This is a genomic window from Sphingobacteruim zhuxiongii (assembly GCF_009557615.1).
Taxonomy (GTDB): domain Bacteria; phylum Bacteroidota; class Bacteroidia; order Sphingobacteriales; family Sphingobacteriaceae; genus Sphingobacterium; species Sphingobacterium zhuxiongii.
The window spans coordinates 3865847-3883628 of record NZ_CP045652.1 but is presented as its reverse complement, the minus strand read 5'-3'; the positions used below and the strand labels follow the sequence as shown (position 1 = coordinate 3883628).

The 17782-nt window shown below is 37.1% G+C and carries 16 protein-coding genes and 1 pseudogene; 10 read left to right on the top strand and 7 right to left on the bottom strand.

Annotated elements, in window-relative coordinates; genetic code table 11:
- Position 1: 1 nt before the first annotated feature.
- The 7 genes from GFH32_RS16430 (at position 2) to GFH32_RS16400 (ending at position 6564) form a co-directional block, all read left to right on the top strand.
- A complete protein-coding gene (locus tag GFH32_RS16430; protein ID WP_153512626.1) occupies positions 2 to 1273 on the top strand; it encodes a sigma-54 interaction domain-containing protein in 1272 nt (423 codons plus the stop codon).
- Between the two features lie 12 nt (positions 1274 to 1285).
- Entirely contained in the window at positions 1286 to 1810 is a 525-nt protein-coding gene (locus GFH32_RS16425; protein WP_153512625.1) for an LptE family protein, read from the top strand.
- A 17-nt stretch (positions 1811 to 1827) separates the two neighbouring features.
- On the top strand, positions 1828 to 2982 hold the full coding sequence (locus GFH32_RS16420; RefSeq protein WP_153512624.1) for a hypothetical protein: 1155 nt from the start codon (positions 1828 to 1830) through the stop codon (positions 2980 to 2982).
- 14 nt (positions 2983 to 2996) lie between these two features.
- Positions 2997 to 3380: a preprotein translocase subunit SecG gene (gene secG / locus GFH32_RS16415; RefSeq protein ID WP_153512623.1), complete on the top strand. Its 384-nt coding sequence runs from the start codon at positions 2997 to 2999 to the stop codon at positions 3378 to 3380.
- Positions 3381 to 3642: 262 nt separating this feature from the next.
- A complete protein-coding gene (locus GFH32_RS16410; protein WP_153512622.1) occupies positions 3643 to 3918 on the top strand; it encodes a co-chaperone GroES in 276 nt (91 codons plus the stop codon).
- An 88-nt stretch (positions 3919 to 4006) separates the two neighbouring features.
- Positions 4007 to 5644, top strand: coding sequence for a chaperonin GroEL (groL, locus tag GFH32_RS16405; protein WP_153512621.1), 1638 nt, complete (start codon positions 4007 to 4009; stop codon positions 5642 to 5644).
- A 119-nt stretch (positions 5645 to 5763) separates the two neighbouring features.
- The gene (locus GFH32_RS16400) at positions 5764 to 6564 is read left to right on the top strand and encodes a M90 family metallopeptidase (RefSeq protein WP_153512620.1); all 801 of its coding nucleotides are present in this window, start codon (positions 5764 to 5766) and stop codon (positions 6562 to 6564) included.
- Positions 6565 to 6567: 3 nt separating this feature from the next.
- Here the strand turns inward: GFH32_RS16400 and GFH32_RS16395 are convergent, their stop codons facing one another.
- Positions 6568 to 7074: a hypothetical protein gene (locus tag GFH32_RS16395; RefSeq protein WP_153512619.1), complete on the bottom strand. Its 507-nt coding sequence runs from the start codon at positions 7072 to 7074 to the stop codon at positions 6568 to 6570.
- A 207-nt stretch (positions 7075 to 7281) separates the two neighbouring features.
- Here GFH32_RS16395 and GFH32_RS16390 point away from each other — a divergent pair, with 207 nt between their 5' ends.
- Positions 7282 to 7716, top strand: a complete 435-nt coding sequence (locus GFH32_RS16390; RefSeq protein WP_153512618.1) for a hypothetical protein — start codon at positions 7282 to 7284, stop codon at positions 7714 to 7716.
- Between the two features lie 50 nt (positions 7717 to 7766).
- The gene (locus GFH32_RS16385) at positions 7767 to 8750 is read left to right on the top strand and encodes an aldo/keto reductase (protein ID WP_153512617.1); all 984 of its coding nucleotides are present in this window, start codon (positions 7767 to 7769) and stop codon (positions 8748 to 8750) included.
- 70 nt (positions 8751 to 8820) lie between these two features.
- Here GFH32_RS16385 and GFH32_RS16380 read toward each other — a convergent pair whose 3' ends face one another.
- From GFH32_RS16380 to GFH32_RS16375, 3 genes and pseudogenes are all read right to left on the bottom strand, one after another.
- Complete coding sequence (locus tag GFH32_RS16380; protein WP_262884786.1) at positions 8821 to 9669, bottom strand: IS3 family transposase; 849 nt, start codon at positions 9667 to 9669, stop codon at positions 8821 to 8823.
- 179 nt (positions 9670 to 9848) lie between these two features.
- Positions 9849 to 10112 (bottom strand): annotated as a pseudogene (locus GFH32_RS18690) (transposase); the annotation flags it as partial.
- Positions 10113 to 10235: 123 nt separating this feature from the next.
- Positions 10236 to 10616 (bottom strand): nuclear transport factor 2 family protein, encoded by a 381-nt coding sequence (locus GFH32_RS16375; RefSeq protein WP_153512616.1) that lies wholly within the window; start codon positions 10614 to 10616, stop codon positions 10236 to 10238.
- 327 nt (positions 10617 to 10943) lie between these two features.
- On the opposite strand from GFH32_RS16375, the gene GFH32_RS16370 reads away from it, so the two are divergent.
- The gene (locus GFH32_RS16370; protein WP_153512615.1) at positions 10944 to 13256 is read left to right on the top strand and encodes a hypothetical protein; all 2313 of its coding nucleotides are present in this window, start codon (positions 10944 to 10946) and stop codon (positions 13254 to 13256) included.
- A 46-nt stretch (positions 13257 to 13302) separates the two neighbouring features.
- On the opposite strand, the gene GFH32_RS16365 is transcribed toward GFH32_RS16370, so the two are convergent.
- Genes GFH32_RS16365 through GFH32_RS16355 form a run of 3 tightly spaced genes read right to left on the bottom strand, consistent with a single transcriptional unit; the run spans position 13303 to position 17774 of the window.
- The gene (locus GFH32_RS16365) at positions 13303 to 14646 is read right to left on the bottom strand and encodes a TlpA family protein disulfide reductase (RefSeq protein WP_228384159.1); all 1344 of its coding nucleotides are present in this window, start codon (positions 14644 to 14646) and stop codon (positions 13303 to 13305) included.
- Positions 14647 to 14677: 31 nt separating this feature from the next.
- Positions 14678 to 16147 carry a retropepsin-like aspartic protease gene (locus GFH32_RS16360; RefSeq protein ID WP_160366837.1) on the bottom strand — a complete coding sequence of 490 codons (1470 nt, stop codon included), beginning with the start codon at positions 16145 to 16147 and terminating at the stop codon, positions 14678 to 14680.
- A gap of 49 nt (positions 16148 to 16196) precedes the next feature.
- Complete coding sequence (locus GFH32_RS16355) at positions 16197 to 17774, bottom strand: PKD-like family lipoprotein (RefSeq protein WP_153512613.1); 1578 nt, start codon at positions 17772 to 17774, stop codon at positions 16197 to 16199.
- Between the last annotated feature and the right edge of the window lie 8 nt (positions 17775 to 17782).

Genomic DNA, 17782 nt, shown 5'->3' with positions numbered 1-17782 from the left:
AATGGATCATCAGGATATCAAGAATAGGTTTGGGATTATTGGAAATTCCCCTTTATTGAATCGTGCGATTGATATTGCGCGCCAAGTAGCACCTACCGATATATCGGTTTTGATTCAAGGAGAGAGTGGATCTGGAAAAGAGGTTTTTTCACATATTATTCATCAGTTAAGTGGTCGTAAGCATGGACCATTCATAGCGGTGAACTGTGGGGCAATACCTGAAGGAACTATTGATTCTGAGTTATTTGGTCACGAGAAAGGGTCTTTTACTGGAGCACATGAATCTCGTAAAGGATATTTTGAGGTAGTTGATGGAGGTACTATTTTTTTAGATGAAGTAGGAGAGTTGCCATTAGGAACCCAAGCTCGATTACTTCGCGTCTTAGAAAGTGGAGAATATATTCGTGTCGGATCTTCGAAAGTACAAAAGACTAATGTTCGTGTGGTTGCTGCAACGAATGTCGATGTCTATGAAGCCGTAAAAAGGGGGAAGTTTCGTGAAGATTTGTACTATCGCTTGAACACTGTTCCATTGCGAATTCCATCGCTTCGTGAGCGTAAAGAAGATATCTATCTATTATTTCGCAAATTTGTTGTCGATTTTGCGGATAAATACAGAACACCTGGTATTCAGTTAACTCCAGATGCGCAGGAATTATTGACAAATTATTCTTGGCCAGGAAATGTTCGCCAACTAAAGAATATTGCTGAGCAAATTGCGGTTCTTGAAAAGGAACGTATTGTTAATGCGCCAATATTGAGTAATTATATTCCGGTTGAATCTCAAACAACTTTGCCAATGCCAGTTAAGGAGGCAAATAAGGAAAACTTTTCTGAAAGAGATTTATTGTATAAGGTGCTTTTCGATATGCGAAAGGACATGGTTGATTTAAAGAAATTAGTCGTTGAATTGATCCAGAATGGATTTAATCCAGGCACTATCGAGCAGAACTCCCCTTATATTAACCAGTTATATCAGGAAGTTCGTCCTGCAAACTCGAACGTTGTTAGCGATGATTATGCAATAGCACAGCCAGCGACACTGACGATTCATAATCCAACCCAACCAAATAGTAATAATAATGATTATTTAACTTACGACACACAGGATGTGGAGGAAGTGGAAGAATCACTATCTTTGGTCGACAAGGAATCAGATTTGATAAAAAAGGCCCTCAGAAAGCATAAGGGAAAAAGAAAGGCAGCGGCTCAAGAATTAGGAATCTCTGAGCGTACATTATATAGGAAAATTAAAGATTTAAATCTCGACTAATCTATTAAATTGATGTTTAAGATAAGAGGAATCACCGTTGCTAGCTTAATGGCTATTTTAATGATCTGTTTAGTACAAGGTTGTGGTGTGAACTATAGTTTATCAGGAGGTGCAATTCCGGAAAATCTAAAGACTTATTCTGTTGCATTTTTTGAGAATATCTCGCCAATTGTAAATCCTTCATTGAGTCAAACGTTTACAGAGAAATTGAAAGAAACGATTCGTACGCAGTCTAGGTTGAGTCAAGTTAATCAGGACGGGGACGCTACATTCGAAGGAGTTATTACTAACTATGGAATTACTGCTGCTGCTGTTGAGTCAAATACCGACATGGCAGCGTTAAGTCGGTTGACTGTCACTGTAAAGGTGACATATAAAAATACCAAGGACGATACGGGGAATAGCGATTTTGAAGAATCATTTACTCAGTTTAAGGAGTTTCGTGGAGATTTTACTGGACAAGAGAATTCACTTTCTCAAGAGATCGTAAAAATGCTCGCTGAAGATATCTTTAACAAGGCGTTTAACAATTGGTAATCTACTTATAGAACACAATGGATCAACTTAATATATTTAGAAAGGCATTAGAAAATCCACTAGAAGTGAATGAGGGGGATTTTCAATTTTTACTTTCCAAATATCCGTATTCCCAACCTATAGTTTTTGCGAATGAACGTCGTAAGCAATTAGCAGAACAGTCTGTTGATAAGCAGAGAACTCTTTTGTATGCTTACAATGCTTTTTGGCTTCGAGATTATTTACAAAAACCTGTAAATGATATCCCTGAAATCGAAGTCGACTCTGATGAGTATATTAGTTTCGAGGAATTAGCTAGTCATCCTGATGCTATCGAGGCGGAAGCTGTTTCTTCGATTGACGAGGAATCTTTCGATAATAAAGATATTGCGACAGAACTCCCTACTCCAGATGAGAATATCGATCAAACAAATCAATCTACAAATGTTGAGCAGAATGCGATTGCTGACGATGAGGAAATAGTTGATGATGAAATCGATGCAAGTCAGCTTTTTGATTATGAGCGCTATGCTTTAGGGGCAAAACCTCGACAGAATTCAAAGCACCTTACAAGGGACGAAGAAAAGCCTTTACAGGAGTCTACTATTAAGGTAGAAGTTGTTCTCCCAAGCGTAAAAATAGAAGAGGAAGCTAATTCGGAAGAGAACATTAGCTTATATAATGATGAGTTAATGCCTTATAGTTTCCGCTGGTGGCTTTATAAGACACGTTTAGAACATGCTGACACTTATCAGCCGTTTGCTCAGCCAGTGCTGCCAAAGCCTCAGAAAGGGCAGTTTGATCCACAGAAGTTAGATGAAGCGATATTAGATCAACAAATTCGTGAGAACATATTTCATCTTCAGAATCCCGAGGATAAATTGAGTGAACGATTCAAAAAAGAAACAGTTGAATTTAATCCTGTTCAAGAGAGCGACGAAGTAATTGATAAATTTATTCGTGAGGAACCTCAAATTCAACCTCCAAAAGCTGAAGAAATAAATAACGAGAATAAAGCTCGTCGAAGTTCTGAAGACCATTTGTCTGTTGTGACTGAGACCTTAGCAAACATATACGAAGGGCAAGCAATGTATCAAAAAGCGATTCAAGTATTTAAAAAATTAATTTCCGAGAATCCAGAAAAAAAATTGTATTTTGCGACCCGAATTAAAGAATTAGAACAAAAGTTATAAATAGAAATATAAAAATGACAACCTTATTTATTATCCTTATCATTTTAGTGAGCTTATTATTATCGTTTTTTGTATTAATACAAAATCCAAAGGGTGGAGGTTTATCTTCCGGATTTTCAGGCGGAGCTAACTTAATGGGAGTTCAACGTACTGGAGATATCTTAGAAAAAGGAACTTGGATTTTAATCATTGCTTTGATGGTATTTAGTTTAGCGATCAACATCGTTGGTCCATCGGCTTCGGCATCAGGTGGCTTAAGTGATCAAATTGAAGCGCCAGCACAAGGCCCTAATTTAAACTTGAATCCTAACGCTAATCCAACAGGTACAACAACGCCAGCAACAGGAACGACAGCTCCTGCTACGCAAGCGCCAGCGGCGACAGATTCAACAAAATAAGATAAGTCGATAAAATATATTGAAAGCCTTGTTCCTTTGGACAAGGCTTTTTCTTTTTCCTCTTATATCGTTAACCATACCTGAGCCACTTACCGATATAGTCATTTTGACAACATGACACAGTCATTATTTATATTTTGTCAGGATTTTGTCTTGAAAATGGTAATAATGACAAAAAAAAGTAGCCATTTCTAATTGGCATAGTTACTGATGCTTTAGGTCAAAGAAGTGAATTAAAAATATAAAAAACTGATATACAATTATGGCTTTAAGTATTAAACCTATCGGAGACAGAGTAGTAGTAGAGCCTGCTCCAGCAGAAGAAAAAACAGCATCAGGTATCTACATTCCTGACACTGCGAAAGAAAAACCATCTCAAGGAACCATCGTAGCAGTTGGTACTGGTAAACCTGAAGAACCTCTTACTGTTCAAGTTGGTGACAAAGTATTATACGGTAAATACGCTGGAACTGAGATTACTTATGAAGGTAAAGAATATTTAATTATGCGTGAGGCTGATATCTACGCAGTTCTGTAATTCAATCAATCTAATTTTAACAATCAAACAATAGTGAACGCATTGACCTATAGTCGGCAGACACTATCTGAATACAATTTTAACAACAATGGCAAAACAAGTAAAATATAACGTTGAGGCTCGTGACGCACTGAAAAAAGGTGTTGATACATTAGCAAATGCAGTAAAGGTAACATTAGGACCTAAAGGTCGTAACGTAATCATCGAGAAAAAATTTGGTTCTCCAGCAATTACAAAAGATGGTGTTTCAGTTGCTAAAGAAATCGAATTGAAAGATGCTTTAGAGAACATGGGTGCACAAATGGTAAAAGAAGTAGCTTCAAAAACAGCAGATCAAGCTGGTGATGGTACAACTACTGCAACTGTTTTGGCACAAGCGATTGTTGCTCCAGGTATCAAATCGGTTGCTGCGGGTGCTAATCCAATGGATTTGAAACGTGGTATTGACAAAGCGGTAAGCGCAGTTGTAAATAACTTGAAGGCACAATCTCAAGTAGTTGGTGCTGACAATAATAAAATTAAACAAGTTGCTTCTATCTCAGCGAACAATGATGAAATCATTGGTTCTTTAATCGCTGAAGCAATGGAAAAAGTTGGAAACGACGGAGTAATTACTGTCGAAGAAGCAAAAGGTACAGAAACAGAAGTAAAAACTGTTGAAGGTATGCAATTCGACCGCGGTTACTTATCTCCATATTTCGTGACTAACTCTGACAAAATGGAGGCTGAATTAGACAGTCCTTACATTTTGATCTACGACAAGAAAATTAGTAACATGAAAGAATTGTTGCCAATTTTGGAGAAACAAGTTCAGACTGGTAAACCATTATTAATTATCGCAGAAGATTTAGACGGTGAAGCTTTGGCTACATTAGTAGTAAATAAGATTCGTGGTTCACTGAAAGTTGCAGCTGTAAAAGCTCCAGGATTCGGTGATCGTCGTAAAGCGATGTTAGAAGATATCGCAATCTTAACTGGTGGAACAGTTATCTCTGAAGAAAGAGGATATAAATTAGAAAATGCTGAATTATCATACCTAGGACAAGCTGAGAAAGTTTTAATCGATAAAGATAACACTACGATTATCAACGGATCAGGTGTAGCTGATGATATTAAGGCTCGTGTTGCTCAAATCCGTTCTCAAATTGAAACTACAACTTCTGATTATGATCGTGAGAAATTACAAGAACGTTTAGCTAAATTATCTGGCGGTGTTGCTGTATTATACGTTGGAGCAACTACTGAAGTTGAAATGAAAGAGAAGAAGGATCGTGTTGACGATGCTTTACACGCGACACGTGCGGCAGTAGAAGAAGGTATTGTTGCTGGAGGTGGTGTTGCTTTCATTCGTGCAACAGAAGCATTAGCGGACCTTAAAGGTGATAATGAAGATGAGCAAATCGGTATTGATATTATCAAACGTGCAATCGAAGAGCCTTTACGTCAAATCTGTGCAAACGCAGGTATCGAAGGTGCTGTAATTGTGCAAAAAGTAAAAGAAGGAACAGCTGACTTTGGTTACAATGCACGTACTGATAAGTATGAGAACTTAATTGCAGCAGGTGTAATTGATCCTACTAAAGTTTCTCGTGTTGCTTTAGAAAATGCAGCTTCTGTAGCTTCTATGTTATTAACAACAGAATGTGTCCTTGCAGACGATCCAGAAGACAATATTGGTGGTGCTGGTGCTCCTCCAATGGGTGGCGGTATGGGCGGCATGATGTAAGCTGAACAATATTTAGAAAAAATAGCTGTCTCAAAAGGACAGCTATTTTTTTTTGATTGCTATTTTAGCATAGATTTTGTTCAAAGAAAGTTCACACTTAATCGATAAACATAAATAAAATGGAATACTCTCCAATCTTAATTACCATTATCATTTTCTTAGTCGGAACTGTCCTTATATACCTCGTTTGGAATAAGGTGAGTAACAAAAAGATTGTAAATTCTGTCATTCCAACCAGAGAAACGATTTTAAAAGTATTAACGGACGACGTGAAGTTCTTTATACAGTTAAATCACGAGCAGCAGGAGACGTTTGTGGATAGAGTGGAATACTTTCTTCAAACAACTAAGATAACACCGGAAAAGGGTGTTAAAATCAATGATGAGCATAGAGTTTTGGTTGCAGCAAGTGCAACGATTCCGTTGTTTCATTTCAAGTCCTGGTCTTATGAGAATTTAGACGAAGTATTGATATATCCAGAAGTGTTCAATGAGAAGTATAATACAGAAGATAACGGTCGAAATATACTAGGCATGGTTGGGGATGGTGCAATGAATAGAAAGATGATTTTGTCACTTCCTGCATTGCTTGCAGGCTTTCAACAGAATTCTACAAACAACACAGCAATACACGAGTTTGTACACCTCATTGACAAGGCGGATGGCGAAGTAGATGGCGTTCCAGAATATTTAATCCCAAAAGAATTGGTTGAACCTTGGTTGAAAGAAATGCATGAAACTATTTCCCTGATTAAGCGAGATAAATCAGATATTCGAGACTATGCAGCTACCAATCAAGCGGAATTTCTTGCCGTTGTTTCTGAGTATTTCTTTCAAAAACCAAAGTTGCTAAGAGAAGACCATCCTGAACTATATGAACTTCTCGATGAAATCTATAATGATAAGAAGGACTTACGATAATCCTTAGATTTCTTTTTGAATCTCGGATTTCAAAGGCCCCTGATATTGTTTATCAATGATTAAGATAGCGACCGGACGTATTTGGTAACTTTGCTTTTCACCCAATACTTCTTTATAGGTGACTGCGATTTCCTGTCCTTGTTTTTCTAAAATAATACTGTCGATTGTTGGTGTTAGATCTGAAGTTGAAGTGATAATGGCGATCACGAATTGCTTATCAAAATTAATCTCCGTTGGCATCCCATCTTTCCCCATAGTTGCCGCGGCAGAAAAAAGACTATCAAAATCAGCTTGTGATTCTAACTTATGTACTCCGTTTTTTTCTTCTCCAACTGTATTCTTAACAAAGTAATTCTTTGCTAAAATATAAGGAATAGGCTCCTTATCTGTATGCTGAAGCTGATTTGTTGCAAGACTATCCGATTGATTTTGCTGGTTTTCTTTCGGTGCATTGTTACAAGATGTAACTAAAAATATTGCTGTTGAAATAGTTAGTAATAGTGTTCTCATCCTTTAATTAGATTTGATTTTACTTAGTAAATATAGTTTTTCTAAATTATTCGTTTGAAATGGATATTTAAATGATGGGAAATGATTAGTTTGGATAGGCAATGATTTATAGATAAATTTGTTTAGACTAAAAGCTGTATACCCAAAAGTTTAACATCTAGGCAGCTTACTGAAATTTGTTTTCTACACTACATAATTGATTTTAGAATGAAAAACCTACTTTACTCCCTTCCTATTTTCTTGATGTTCTTGTTCCATGTCAACCATCTTAAGGCTCAAGAGGCTGAAAATTCTTCGAAAGATGATGAAGTGCAAATGGAAGAGAATTGTAACAAATTTCTAATTTCAGATAACAATGAAATGTTGTTGGTTGCTCGAATTCGCTGTGATTACAGGATTGTTGGTTACAGCAGTCCAAGTCTCAAGTCAAAGCCACTAATACTTTTTAGTGTGTTTACGAAGGACGTTGAGAGTAAAACACAATTACCATTAGGGAACTATTATGCAACGACAGGTCTCGAAGACGGTAGCATTTATTACGTGAAAACGAGAGGAAATTATATCCAAGCGAGGTATATAAGTACTGCTGAACAAAAGACAGTATATTTTGAAAAGAAGTATGTGGATTTGAAGCGTGACTAGTAAAACGTTTCGGATACGGAATGTTAATTATTTATATAATCTAGAATCTTATGGAATATAGAAAATTAGGAAACAGTGATTTAAACGTGTCGGCGATTACCTTTGGTGCGTGGGCTGCCGGAGGCTGGATGTGGGGATCTACTGATAGAAATGATGCCATAGCAGCTATTCAGGCAGCATATGATTTAGGCGTAACTTCAATTGATACTGCACCAATCTATGGCCAAGGAACCTCGGAAGAAATCGTCGGTGAGGCGATTCGTGGATTACCTAGAGATAAGGTTCAGATCTTGACGAAATTTGGAATGCGATGGGATTTAGATAAGGGAGATTTTGGCTTTCATAGCAAAAATAACAATGGGGATCCGATCGAAATATATAAATATGCAGGCAAAGAGTCTGTAATCTACGAGTGTGAGCAAAGCTTGAAACGCTTGGGTACTGACTATATAGACTTATATCAAATACACTGGCCAGATATAACAACAGCAATTGATGAAACGTTTGAAGCCGTTACGAGATTAGTTGAACAAGGAAAGGTACTTCACGTAGGCGTGTGTAATTATAATGTTAGTCAAATGGAAGAAGCAGAAAAAACCATCTCTATTGTTTCTAATCAAATTCCATTTAGCATGGTTAATCGTTCTGTTGAGGATGAAACGGTACCTTACTGTATCCATCATCAAAAGTCTGTGTTGGCCTATAGTCCGCTTGAACGTGGTTTGTTAACCGGGAAGATTCATGCGGGATATACTTTCCAAGATGGGGATCATCGAGCTAGTTTACCGCATTTCCAGCCCGATTTTATTGAAAAGGCCAATATATTATTGGAACGTATTAAACCCCTTGCTGATGATAAGAATGCGACACTGAGTCAGCTTGTTTTACGTTGGACAATTGAACGTCCTGGTATTACTGTAGCACTAGCGGGGGCGAGAAATGCTGAGCAAGCTATTTTAAATGCGAAAGCTATTGATCTTAAATTAACGGCTGACGAAATAGAGTTTGTAAGTGCTGTAGTAGATGCTTTTTAAAATCATATTATTAAATATGACTAGTCCTGAAAAATAGATACAGTTTTTCAGTGATTAAAAATACATAATTTTATGCAGTAGTAGCCGAGAGGTTTCTACTGCTTTTTGTTTTATAAGTTTTGTAATTCATATTTGATTTGAGATGCATTTGATTGGGAGTTAGCATATGATTAGACCAATGTGGTCTGTCATTGTTGTAGATATTGATTGCTTCCTCTACAATTTGCTTCATCAAAATTAGATCTAAATGATAGGTATCAATCATGAACTCTTGTTTCAGAATACCGTTTATACGTTCAGCAATGGCGTTTTCATAAGGATCAGAGTTTTCTGTCATACTGCACTTAATCTTGTATTTGTTTAGATAATATTGATACTCGTCTGAACAATATTGGATACCTCTGTCGGAATGATGGATTAATGATTCCTTTATTTTTCTTTGTTTTTGAGCCATTTTCAATGCTTTTACAACATGACTTGTACACATTGTGCTTGAGATTTCAAAGCCTACTATCTTCTTAGAATATACATCTGTAATCAAACTTAGATAACAAGGTTTTTCTCGCTTTCCGATGTAAGTGAGGTCACTCACCCAAACTTGATTGGGACGATAAATATTCATTTCTTTAATAATAATAGGATATTTTTTAAATCGATGATGTGACATGGTCGTGGTACGATAACTCCGTTTTGGAATAATTAATAAGTGATTGGCTCGTAAAATATCAAAAAACTTGTCTCTGCCAACTTTTAATACCTGTAGCTCTTGGACCAATAAATGATAGAGTTTCCGTGTACCAATTCTTGGCTGAACAGCGCGTAGTTCCTGGACTAAGCTCACAACTTTACTCGCTATATTTTGACTTCTTTTAGTTCGTCTGATTCTTCGATAATACACTTGCCTACTTAACCCGAACAACCCACAAGTAAAACTTAGGCTTTTTTGTTTTTCTTGTCGGAAACAATCGATTGTGCGGGTTTGAAGTTTTTTCTTACGTCTATTTTATATTCTTGTTCGGCAATATCGATCATCATATCAAAGATAATCGCTTTGGAATCAGCAATGTAATTCTGTCGCTCAAGCTGCGCTTTCTGCTTCTCCAACAATTTGATTTTGGCTTCTAATTCTAAAATGCGTTGTTCTGGTGACTTTGCCATACTGGATGGTATTTGATTCTCCCAATCAAAGTTACCATATTTTTTCAACCAGTTACGAATTGTGCTATCTCCTTGGATACCATACTTTCTTTGTGCTTGTGTGCTTGTCAATTCTCCGGATTCAACTTCTCTGACAACATTCAGTTTGAAGCTTAAAGTGTAATCACGCTGCGTACGTTTTACATAATTGGATATTTCTTTCATAACGATTCTTTTTATGTATCGCTATTTCAGGACGAGACAATAATATAAAATAAAAGGAGCCATTTTATCAAAATGGCTCCTTTTATTTTAAAGGCTTATTTCGAGTAAAAAGTTTTTATATAACTAGCTGATGTCTAAAAGTTTTTGAATTTTGTTAGCGTCGGAAAATGTAAAGATTGACTTGCCTTTCAACTGAATTTTATCGCCCTTTTTTAGGCTTCCCGGAAAGTCGAATGCGAGTGTTGCTTCATAATCGATTTCAATCTCCGTATAATCGATATGATGATGAAACGCAATAATCGTTTGTGTCCTATTGGAAAAATATTCTTTCGCCATTTCTGCTTGTTCTTGAAATGCATTTATTCCTTCAAGGGAGTCGGTTGTTACATGATTCTGGATATTTTCAAAAACGATGTCGTCAGCAAAATCTTTAAGCATTTTAGGGATGTCGAAACGATTGTAACCGTCAATATAATTTCGAATAATTTCTTCTCTTGTATTCATAAGCTAACGCGTTCTGCAATGATTTTATAGTCAGTTTCTAAATAAAGATAGGAATAGATTATGAGGTGTAAAATATCTTACAGCAAAACAATTCAACTGAGGCAAAGAACGTTTAGCAAGTAGGATAGGCTAACCGCATTCGACCTTGTAAATATTGAATATCACTTATTGTGAATAAATAATAAAAGTATGTTGCTGATTAACAATTATCCCTGAAAACTACCATTACAAGATGACAAGAAGTTTTGTAATTTGCCGTTGTAAAGGCAAAGATTGCTATGTTTTCAGTTTGCTTTCTTGCCAAATACATTTTACCCAATACGCGATATGAGTATGAACTACGAAGAATTAGAACAATTATTTTATGCAAATGAGATTGAAGAATGTATAAAGGAAGGCGAGCGCTTGCTGGTTGAACAGCCGACAGACCTTGATACATTATTTCTAATGGCTGTAGCGCATCATGATCTAGCTTACCGTGAAGGACATGAAGAGACCTTTACTTCTATACAGGCATACGTTATTCCATATTTGCAACGGATTTTGGCCATTGAACCTAATAACAATAAAGCACTTTATAATATTTTAAATTATACTTTGAGTAATGAGTATGTTCTTTGGCAGATAGGAAGACCTCAGAAACACATTACAACAGACAATAGAGATGAATTTGTTTCTTACGCAAAGCGACTGATTGATCAATCCGAATCGGCAGTTTATGGCTTTGATTTTTTGGTGAAAATATATGAGTCTTTAGGGGAAAATGAACTTCTACTGGATACAATAGATCAGGGAATAGCTTATTTCAGAAAGGAATTCATTGACAATAGAGATTTACTTGATAAAAATGTTTCTTACTTCTGGCTGAAGAAGATTTATGTTCTAGACTATTCCAAACTCAGCAGTGGTGCTGAATTAGTCAAACTCATCGCTGAACAGATTGAGCGTTATGTGAGCTCCAATGAACAGAGTTATTTGGATTTGGCAGAAATTGCTTATGAAAATCAAGCGATTGATCTTTCGCTGAAGATTATGATGAAATTAATCGAAGGAGACAATACAGCGACCTATATTCAAGAAGGTCTTGTTAAATGGTATCATCGCTTCGAGGGGCTAATCAATCAGTCTTATAGCAACCCTGACGTTTTGTATTATCAACTGATTATAGAACGTAATTATGCGAATTTGCTAGGAAAAGAAGATGATTTCTACTTTAAACATGCCGGTGCCTTGATGAAGAGCAATCCTAAAGATTACGCGAGTTTTCATTTTGCGGGAACATATTTATATGAGCAAGGAGATTGTTTACAAGCGATCGATTTGTTGGAAAATGCGAATAAATTACAGCCTAATGCTTGTAGTTGGAGACGGATGGTAGAATCTATATTTTTGGCGCATCAAATGATTAGCACGTCAATCCCTACATTTCCTGATAAACCTCGAGACTTATATAATGAGGCTGTTAACATAGCTAATTTTATCAATGAGCTCAACGTTGCTGACGAAACAAAATTAGAGTTTCGGATGATTGAACTCGCGCTGTATCAACAATCTTATGATGCTTTCCATCGTTACTTTGATAAAGCAGAGTTCGAGAGCGACACGTTGGGAGATAGACACAATATGGCGATGTGCTGCAATAACTACGCGATAACCCTAGCCGCTTTTAGTCGATATGCAGAGTCTGCCGAAATCGCACAGGAAGGTCTTCAATACTCCGAATTTCCGGAGTTACATCATACGTTAGTCGATTCGTTGATGAAAGGGGAGGACTATGAAGGAGCCAACGTAGCTATTCACAATTTTTTTGGCGTGTATAACGAGGATATGGTCTACTACTACAACTATATTCAGCATAGAGCTTCGCAAATCGTTGTACATGATAAGTTAGGATTATCAGAAGATATTAAAGCAGAAGCAGAAGAACTGTTGTTTGAAATTTACGGCCACTATAATGATAATCCTGATATATCAGACTATGATTTCAGAGACTTTGAATATGCTAAAAACTTAGTTGAGGGTGTACTATATAATCTCTATGCCGAAGAACCGCAGGAAGTTAGACTTGCTTATTATGCTGATTTAGCGAAGCGTTTTCCTGATGAGGCGAATCCGCAGTACAACTTGATGCAAATACATAATGAAGCAAAGAACTATAAAGAAGTGAATAAGACAGCGCGACTTTATATGGAGAATAAGCGATCATTTCTATTAAATGATTTCGACAAAGCAAAAACAATATACATGATTGTGAAGAGCCATTTCCTATTACAACAATATAGAGAGGGGGTAGCGATGTTTGAGGAATACAATCAATTTGTTGGCTTAGCGTTGGAGCCTACCGAATATTCTTTATGGCTAAGCTATGGGATTCAGCTTCAAGATAAACTAAACAATAGAAGTCTCGTTGATCAATACGTAGATCAGTTCCAAGCGATTTATGATCAAGAAGGCTGGTCGTACGACGAACTATCCGAGGAAGTATATTTAGCCAAGGCGCATGCGCAATATCAGGCTGGCGATTTAAAAGAAGCGCATAAAACATTAAATTACGTATTGGCATTCGATGATCACAGCGCTTTGGCAAAGGAATACAAGAATAGCTGGAAGAAACCAGGCCTATTCTCGAAGTTCTTTTAGCAATGAATAAAGAAGGCTGTCAACATTGACAGCCTTCTTTATTCATTTATTTTGCAAGCTCTTGCTCAAGGATCTCTTTAAGTTTAGGATCTGAAGGTCTTGGACTGTCTGCAGTGATCAAATTACCTCGTTTATCAACTAAAATATATCTTGGAATTCCATCAATTTTGTAAGCTGATGATAATATGTTGCCTGGACCTGCGTGAAGTTGAATTCCTTTTAGATTTTTTTCTTTAATATAAGCTTCCCATTTGTCCTTCTCTTTATCTACCGAAACCCCCACGAAAGCCACTTCTTTGCCAGCGAATAGCTCATTTAATTTTTCCCAGTGTGGCTCTTCTGCACGACAAGGTCCACACCAAGTGGCCCACATGTCAATTAGAATTACTTTGCCTCTTAAATCTTTTAATCCGATTGTTTTTCCAGCGATATTAGGAAACGTAAAATTTACCGCCGCAGCACCGGTTTTAGATTCTGCAAGTTTCGATTCCATTACAGCAACACGGTTTTGTTGCTCTGGAAGCGTAATATATTGCTTATAAGTCTTCTTCGTTGATAGCAAGTCTTCCATCGAACGACTTCTTTCCATTTTTGCAACAATAAACTGCCCCTTCAAAATATCTGAAGGAATACTTGCAATCATGGCCGCCTCGTCGCTCATGTTTTTTCCTTTATTTTTTAACAAAATTAAGTTGTTCAAAAAACGATCACCATAAGGTAATTGGAGAAGGAAATCATTCAAGTAGTCGTTTGGATTGAAGTTTTGGTAATATGGAGTGAATTCATCTTCATCCGGATGCGTAGATCTAGGAAGGAAGTTAAATCCTACAGCATAATACGCAAAGTCGTAATCGACAATCGTTGCAAATAGTTTGTCGAATACTTTATTGCCGGTTTTAGGATCTTTCTTCACATTAGCTAAGTTCTTGGCCATCTCTTCAACTTGTGGAAAGAAGTCTACATAAGTGCTTTGTCCGCCTAATCTCGATGATTTCAAATAAATATCTGCGCTTGCAATATCCCATGCGTTAAGGGCCTTAATTTCTTTGCTATTGCAACTAACGAGTTCATAATTCTCTCTTCCTAATTTTATGACAAGATCTTCATTACCTCGAAAATAAAATTTGAAATTTCCCTGTAATCGTACATTCGTCCCGCTTCCAAGCATATAAAAACCCTCGTACTCGGGAGTAAAACGAAAGCCGAAGCGTCCTTCCTCATCAGGTATACTCATCGCAACTTCGACAAGACGGCCGTTTAATACTTTAAATAGAGAAACACGTTTGATGTCGTTTTTTTCAACTGTTCCAGTAATATTTGCAGGCTTTATTTGGGCAAATACCAACATACATAGAAAGAGGTACGCCAGTAGTGAAATGGTCTTTTTCATTATATTTTTTCTTTATTTTAACGTTTAATAATTAGTCAATCGTCAAGTTTGATTGATCTTCAAAAGTGATAAGCACGGACTTATCTTTCGTGCTTTTGTACTTGGTAATTAGTTTTTCGTTTTTTGCAATCTTTGCGCTTAAATCACCATTAATTGCTCGGACGATTTTTCCTTTCTTATCACTATCGGGAGCTCCAATTTGATCAAGTAATAAGAGTTGTCCGCTATTATTCCAGCCGAAAAGATAGGTTTGTATTAAAAAATCTTGAGGGTATTCGTGGAGTTTATTCGGGCTCATATAAATCTCTCCATCTACTAAATTAATGATGTGGTTATAGCGACTGATAGCGCGAACACCGATCGAACCATCTGCTCCAGGGTTCCAGTTTTTATTTGCAGAGTTTCCACCCATTAAACTTATTGGGAAATTGGAGATCGCATCAAGAGAGCCTAATCGCAGTGTTTGTGCATAACCTGTAAAAGTCGGTGTGACGATGCCTAGACTGCTCGTTGTTGAGGAAACTTCAGATTTGAAACCAGAAACCAATAATTTATGTTTCTTAACATAAGGTCTAAACCCTATTAGGGAGTATCCTGCACCCGTATCAAAAATAAAATCACTAGGAACGGCTGTTTCACCAGCGACAGATAAGCTAGCCTTTAAATGGATGACACCAGAAGGAAATGTTATAGGTACCAGTTTGCCATCTCCAGGATATTTGAAGTCTCCAAATTCGTAAAGCGATATTTCGCTCTTGTCATAGTCTATCTGGGTAATATACCGCCTTAAAATAGCGTTGCCAAAAATCCCGTCGCTAGATTCATCTGTTCTATTTGGGAAGATAGCGATAGACATGTTTTCCAATTTCAAATCTGCAATCTCAACGAAATTACCCTCTGAAACTTTAATTTGCTGGGTACCTCCAACGACTGATGCACTATTTGTCCTATTGGCAAGTAAGCCAAGCTGATTCGCAACGCTTTCGTTTAAAGCCATGCCATCAGCACCGGTGTCAAATAATAGTTTCAATGGTTTCTGATGGCCATTGATGGTTAATTTTAATAGAATAGATCCATTTTTGTTTTCAAAAGGAATCTTCGCGATAAGCTTTGGATTTTGAGCTCTTTTTACGCCATATAGACGATCGAATAGTTCAACCTGCTTAATCCTTCCGTTCTCGTCTAATTGGATCTTAGAGCTGTCTATTTTACCCTTGTCGTCTTTGAATAGTGCAATCAGTCTTTTACTGTTTTCTTCGACAGCTTCAATTTGAGTAACTGGATGTCTATTTAAGATTTGTTGAAGACAAAACTTTGCCGATTGATCCGTAAATCCCGCTATAGAAAAGCGATCCGAAAGCGTATGCGTAAGCATAGACGTATCCTTCCTGTCAAAAGCGTTTTGAAGGGCTTTTAATTGATTCTGTGCATAAACATTGAAGTTCGAGATTAAAATACTGATGCAAAGAATAATTTTAAAAGCGGATTTTATAGAAGGCATTTTTTTGAGAATAGAATCTGGAAGTACGGATACTTCCAGATTATTTTTACTAATAAACATCGGAATAGACAACGTCAACAACTTTACCCATGCCTTCAAACGGTTTGAAAGATTCCGTCAATGCGCCCATTAATCCATTTACACGCCAAAACTCAACTTTACCTGATGTATTGGGAGAGTTTGCATCATGAGAACCGATAATAAGACTGTAGGCAGCAGGCTCTAAGCGTGGAAGCTGATTATTAAAGCCAGGGCCCCCAATTGTCAAGTTGCTAGAGAATGTGGCAAATTTGATTAATGTTATTTTTCTACCTGTTAAATCTTTTGCAACCTTGAGGAGGTTAGCATCCATATCATATTGATATACTTTGTTATCCGTCGCGTAGAAGACATAACCATACAAGTTATCAACTGCGAAGTGTTTTGCATTGGAAATATCGGTGAACGTATCCGTAATGTCTTTCATCGAGCTTACTGAAAACCCAGCACTTTCTGTAAAAGTCATTCTAAGTAAAAAGTATTTGTTTTCGTCTTTCAAAATAGCAATCGCCTGTCCTCCAAATGCGGAGGTTTGACCTAACCAAACTAAATCTTTCTTCAAATCAGAAACGTCAGCAGCCTGTCCTTCAGAAGTAAGCGGGACGGCATTCGCACTTTGCAAGTTGAGCTTCATCAACCGCCGATTATCCAAATCAAACGTAATCATATTACCGTTGGTATTTCCCATCGGCATGGCAACCATGTCTGAAATCCGATAAGTTTCGCCACTTAAAGCACTGTTAATAGGAACATTGTAATACTTTTGCATCACATAGTACAGCGAGTAAATGTTATTGTCTTTGATAGCAAACGATTTTCCAGCTCCAATTCCAATCATTTTATCCGCAGATTTCGGTGAGCCGGAAGCGGTTTCATTTAGGAAATTGTACGTTGTCGTATTATATAACATTCCATCCGAAACATTGATTTTGTAGGTATTAATATCGGTGTTGATATATAAGTAATTTTTAGCCAAAGTCGCTACGACATCCTGATTATATATACTCGCTAATGAGCGCGGTTTTCCCACAAATTCTAAGGGAGATCCGTCTACCGCATTAGGAATTAGCTTGTTTAAATCTCGATACATAATCGGATAAGAATGCCAGTTTTTTGGGTCGTCTTGTACAAAATCTAGACGCGCTTGCTCATCCGTATCACTTAAGATAAACCAGCCATATTTCCCAAATGCTCCAGTGATATTTAAAGTGAATGAGTAAGTCCAGATGTTTCCTGTTTCTTTGTTGTTAATGGTTAAGTAGCCAGGGTAAGTACCCGCGACTAGAAGAGGAACAAGGTCCAAGTCGCGCGTTTTCCCTAAGATTTTTTTCTTCTCGCTTGCATTTGGGTTCGATCGATCAAAAATCACCCATTCGAATGCCAATACAGATTCGTCAACTGGGCTTAGGGAAGACTGCAAGGTTGGTGAATATTTCAACGCATCGCCAACTTTGATTTCCAATGTATCTGGGAAATTTGACAATTGCAAAGAGTCAACATCGACATAATCATAGTGACCCAAATCTTTATTACAACTTGATAAGAGTGTAATGAATGAAAATATAAGGATGTATATAGTGTTTTTCATAACGTTTA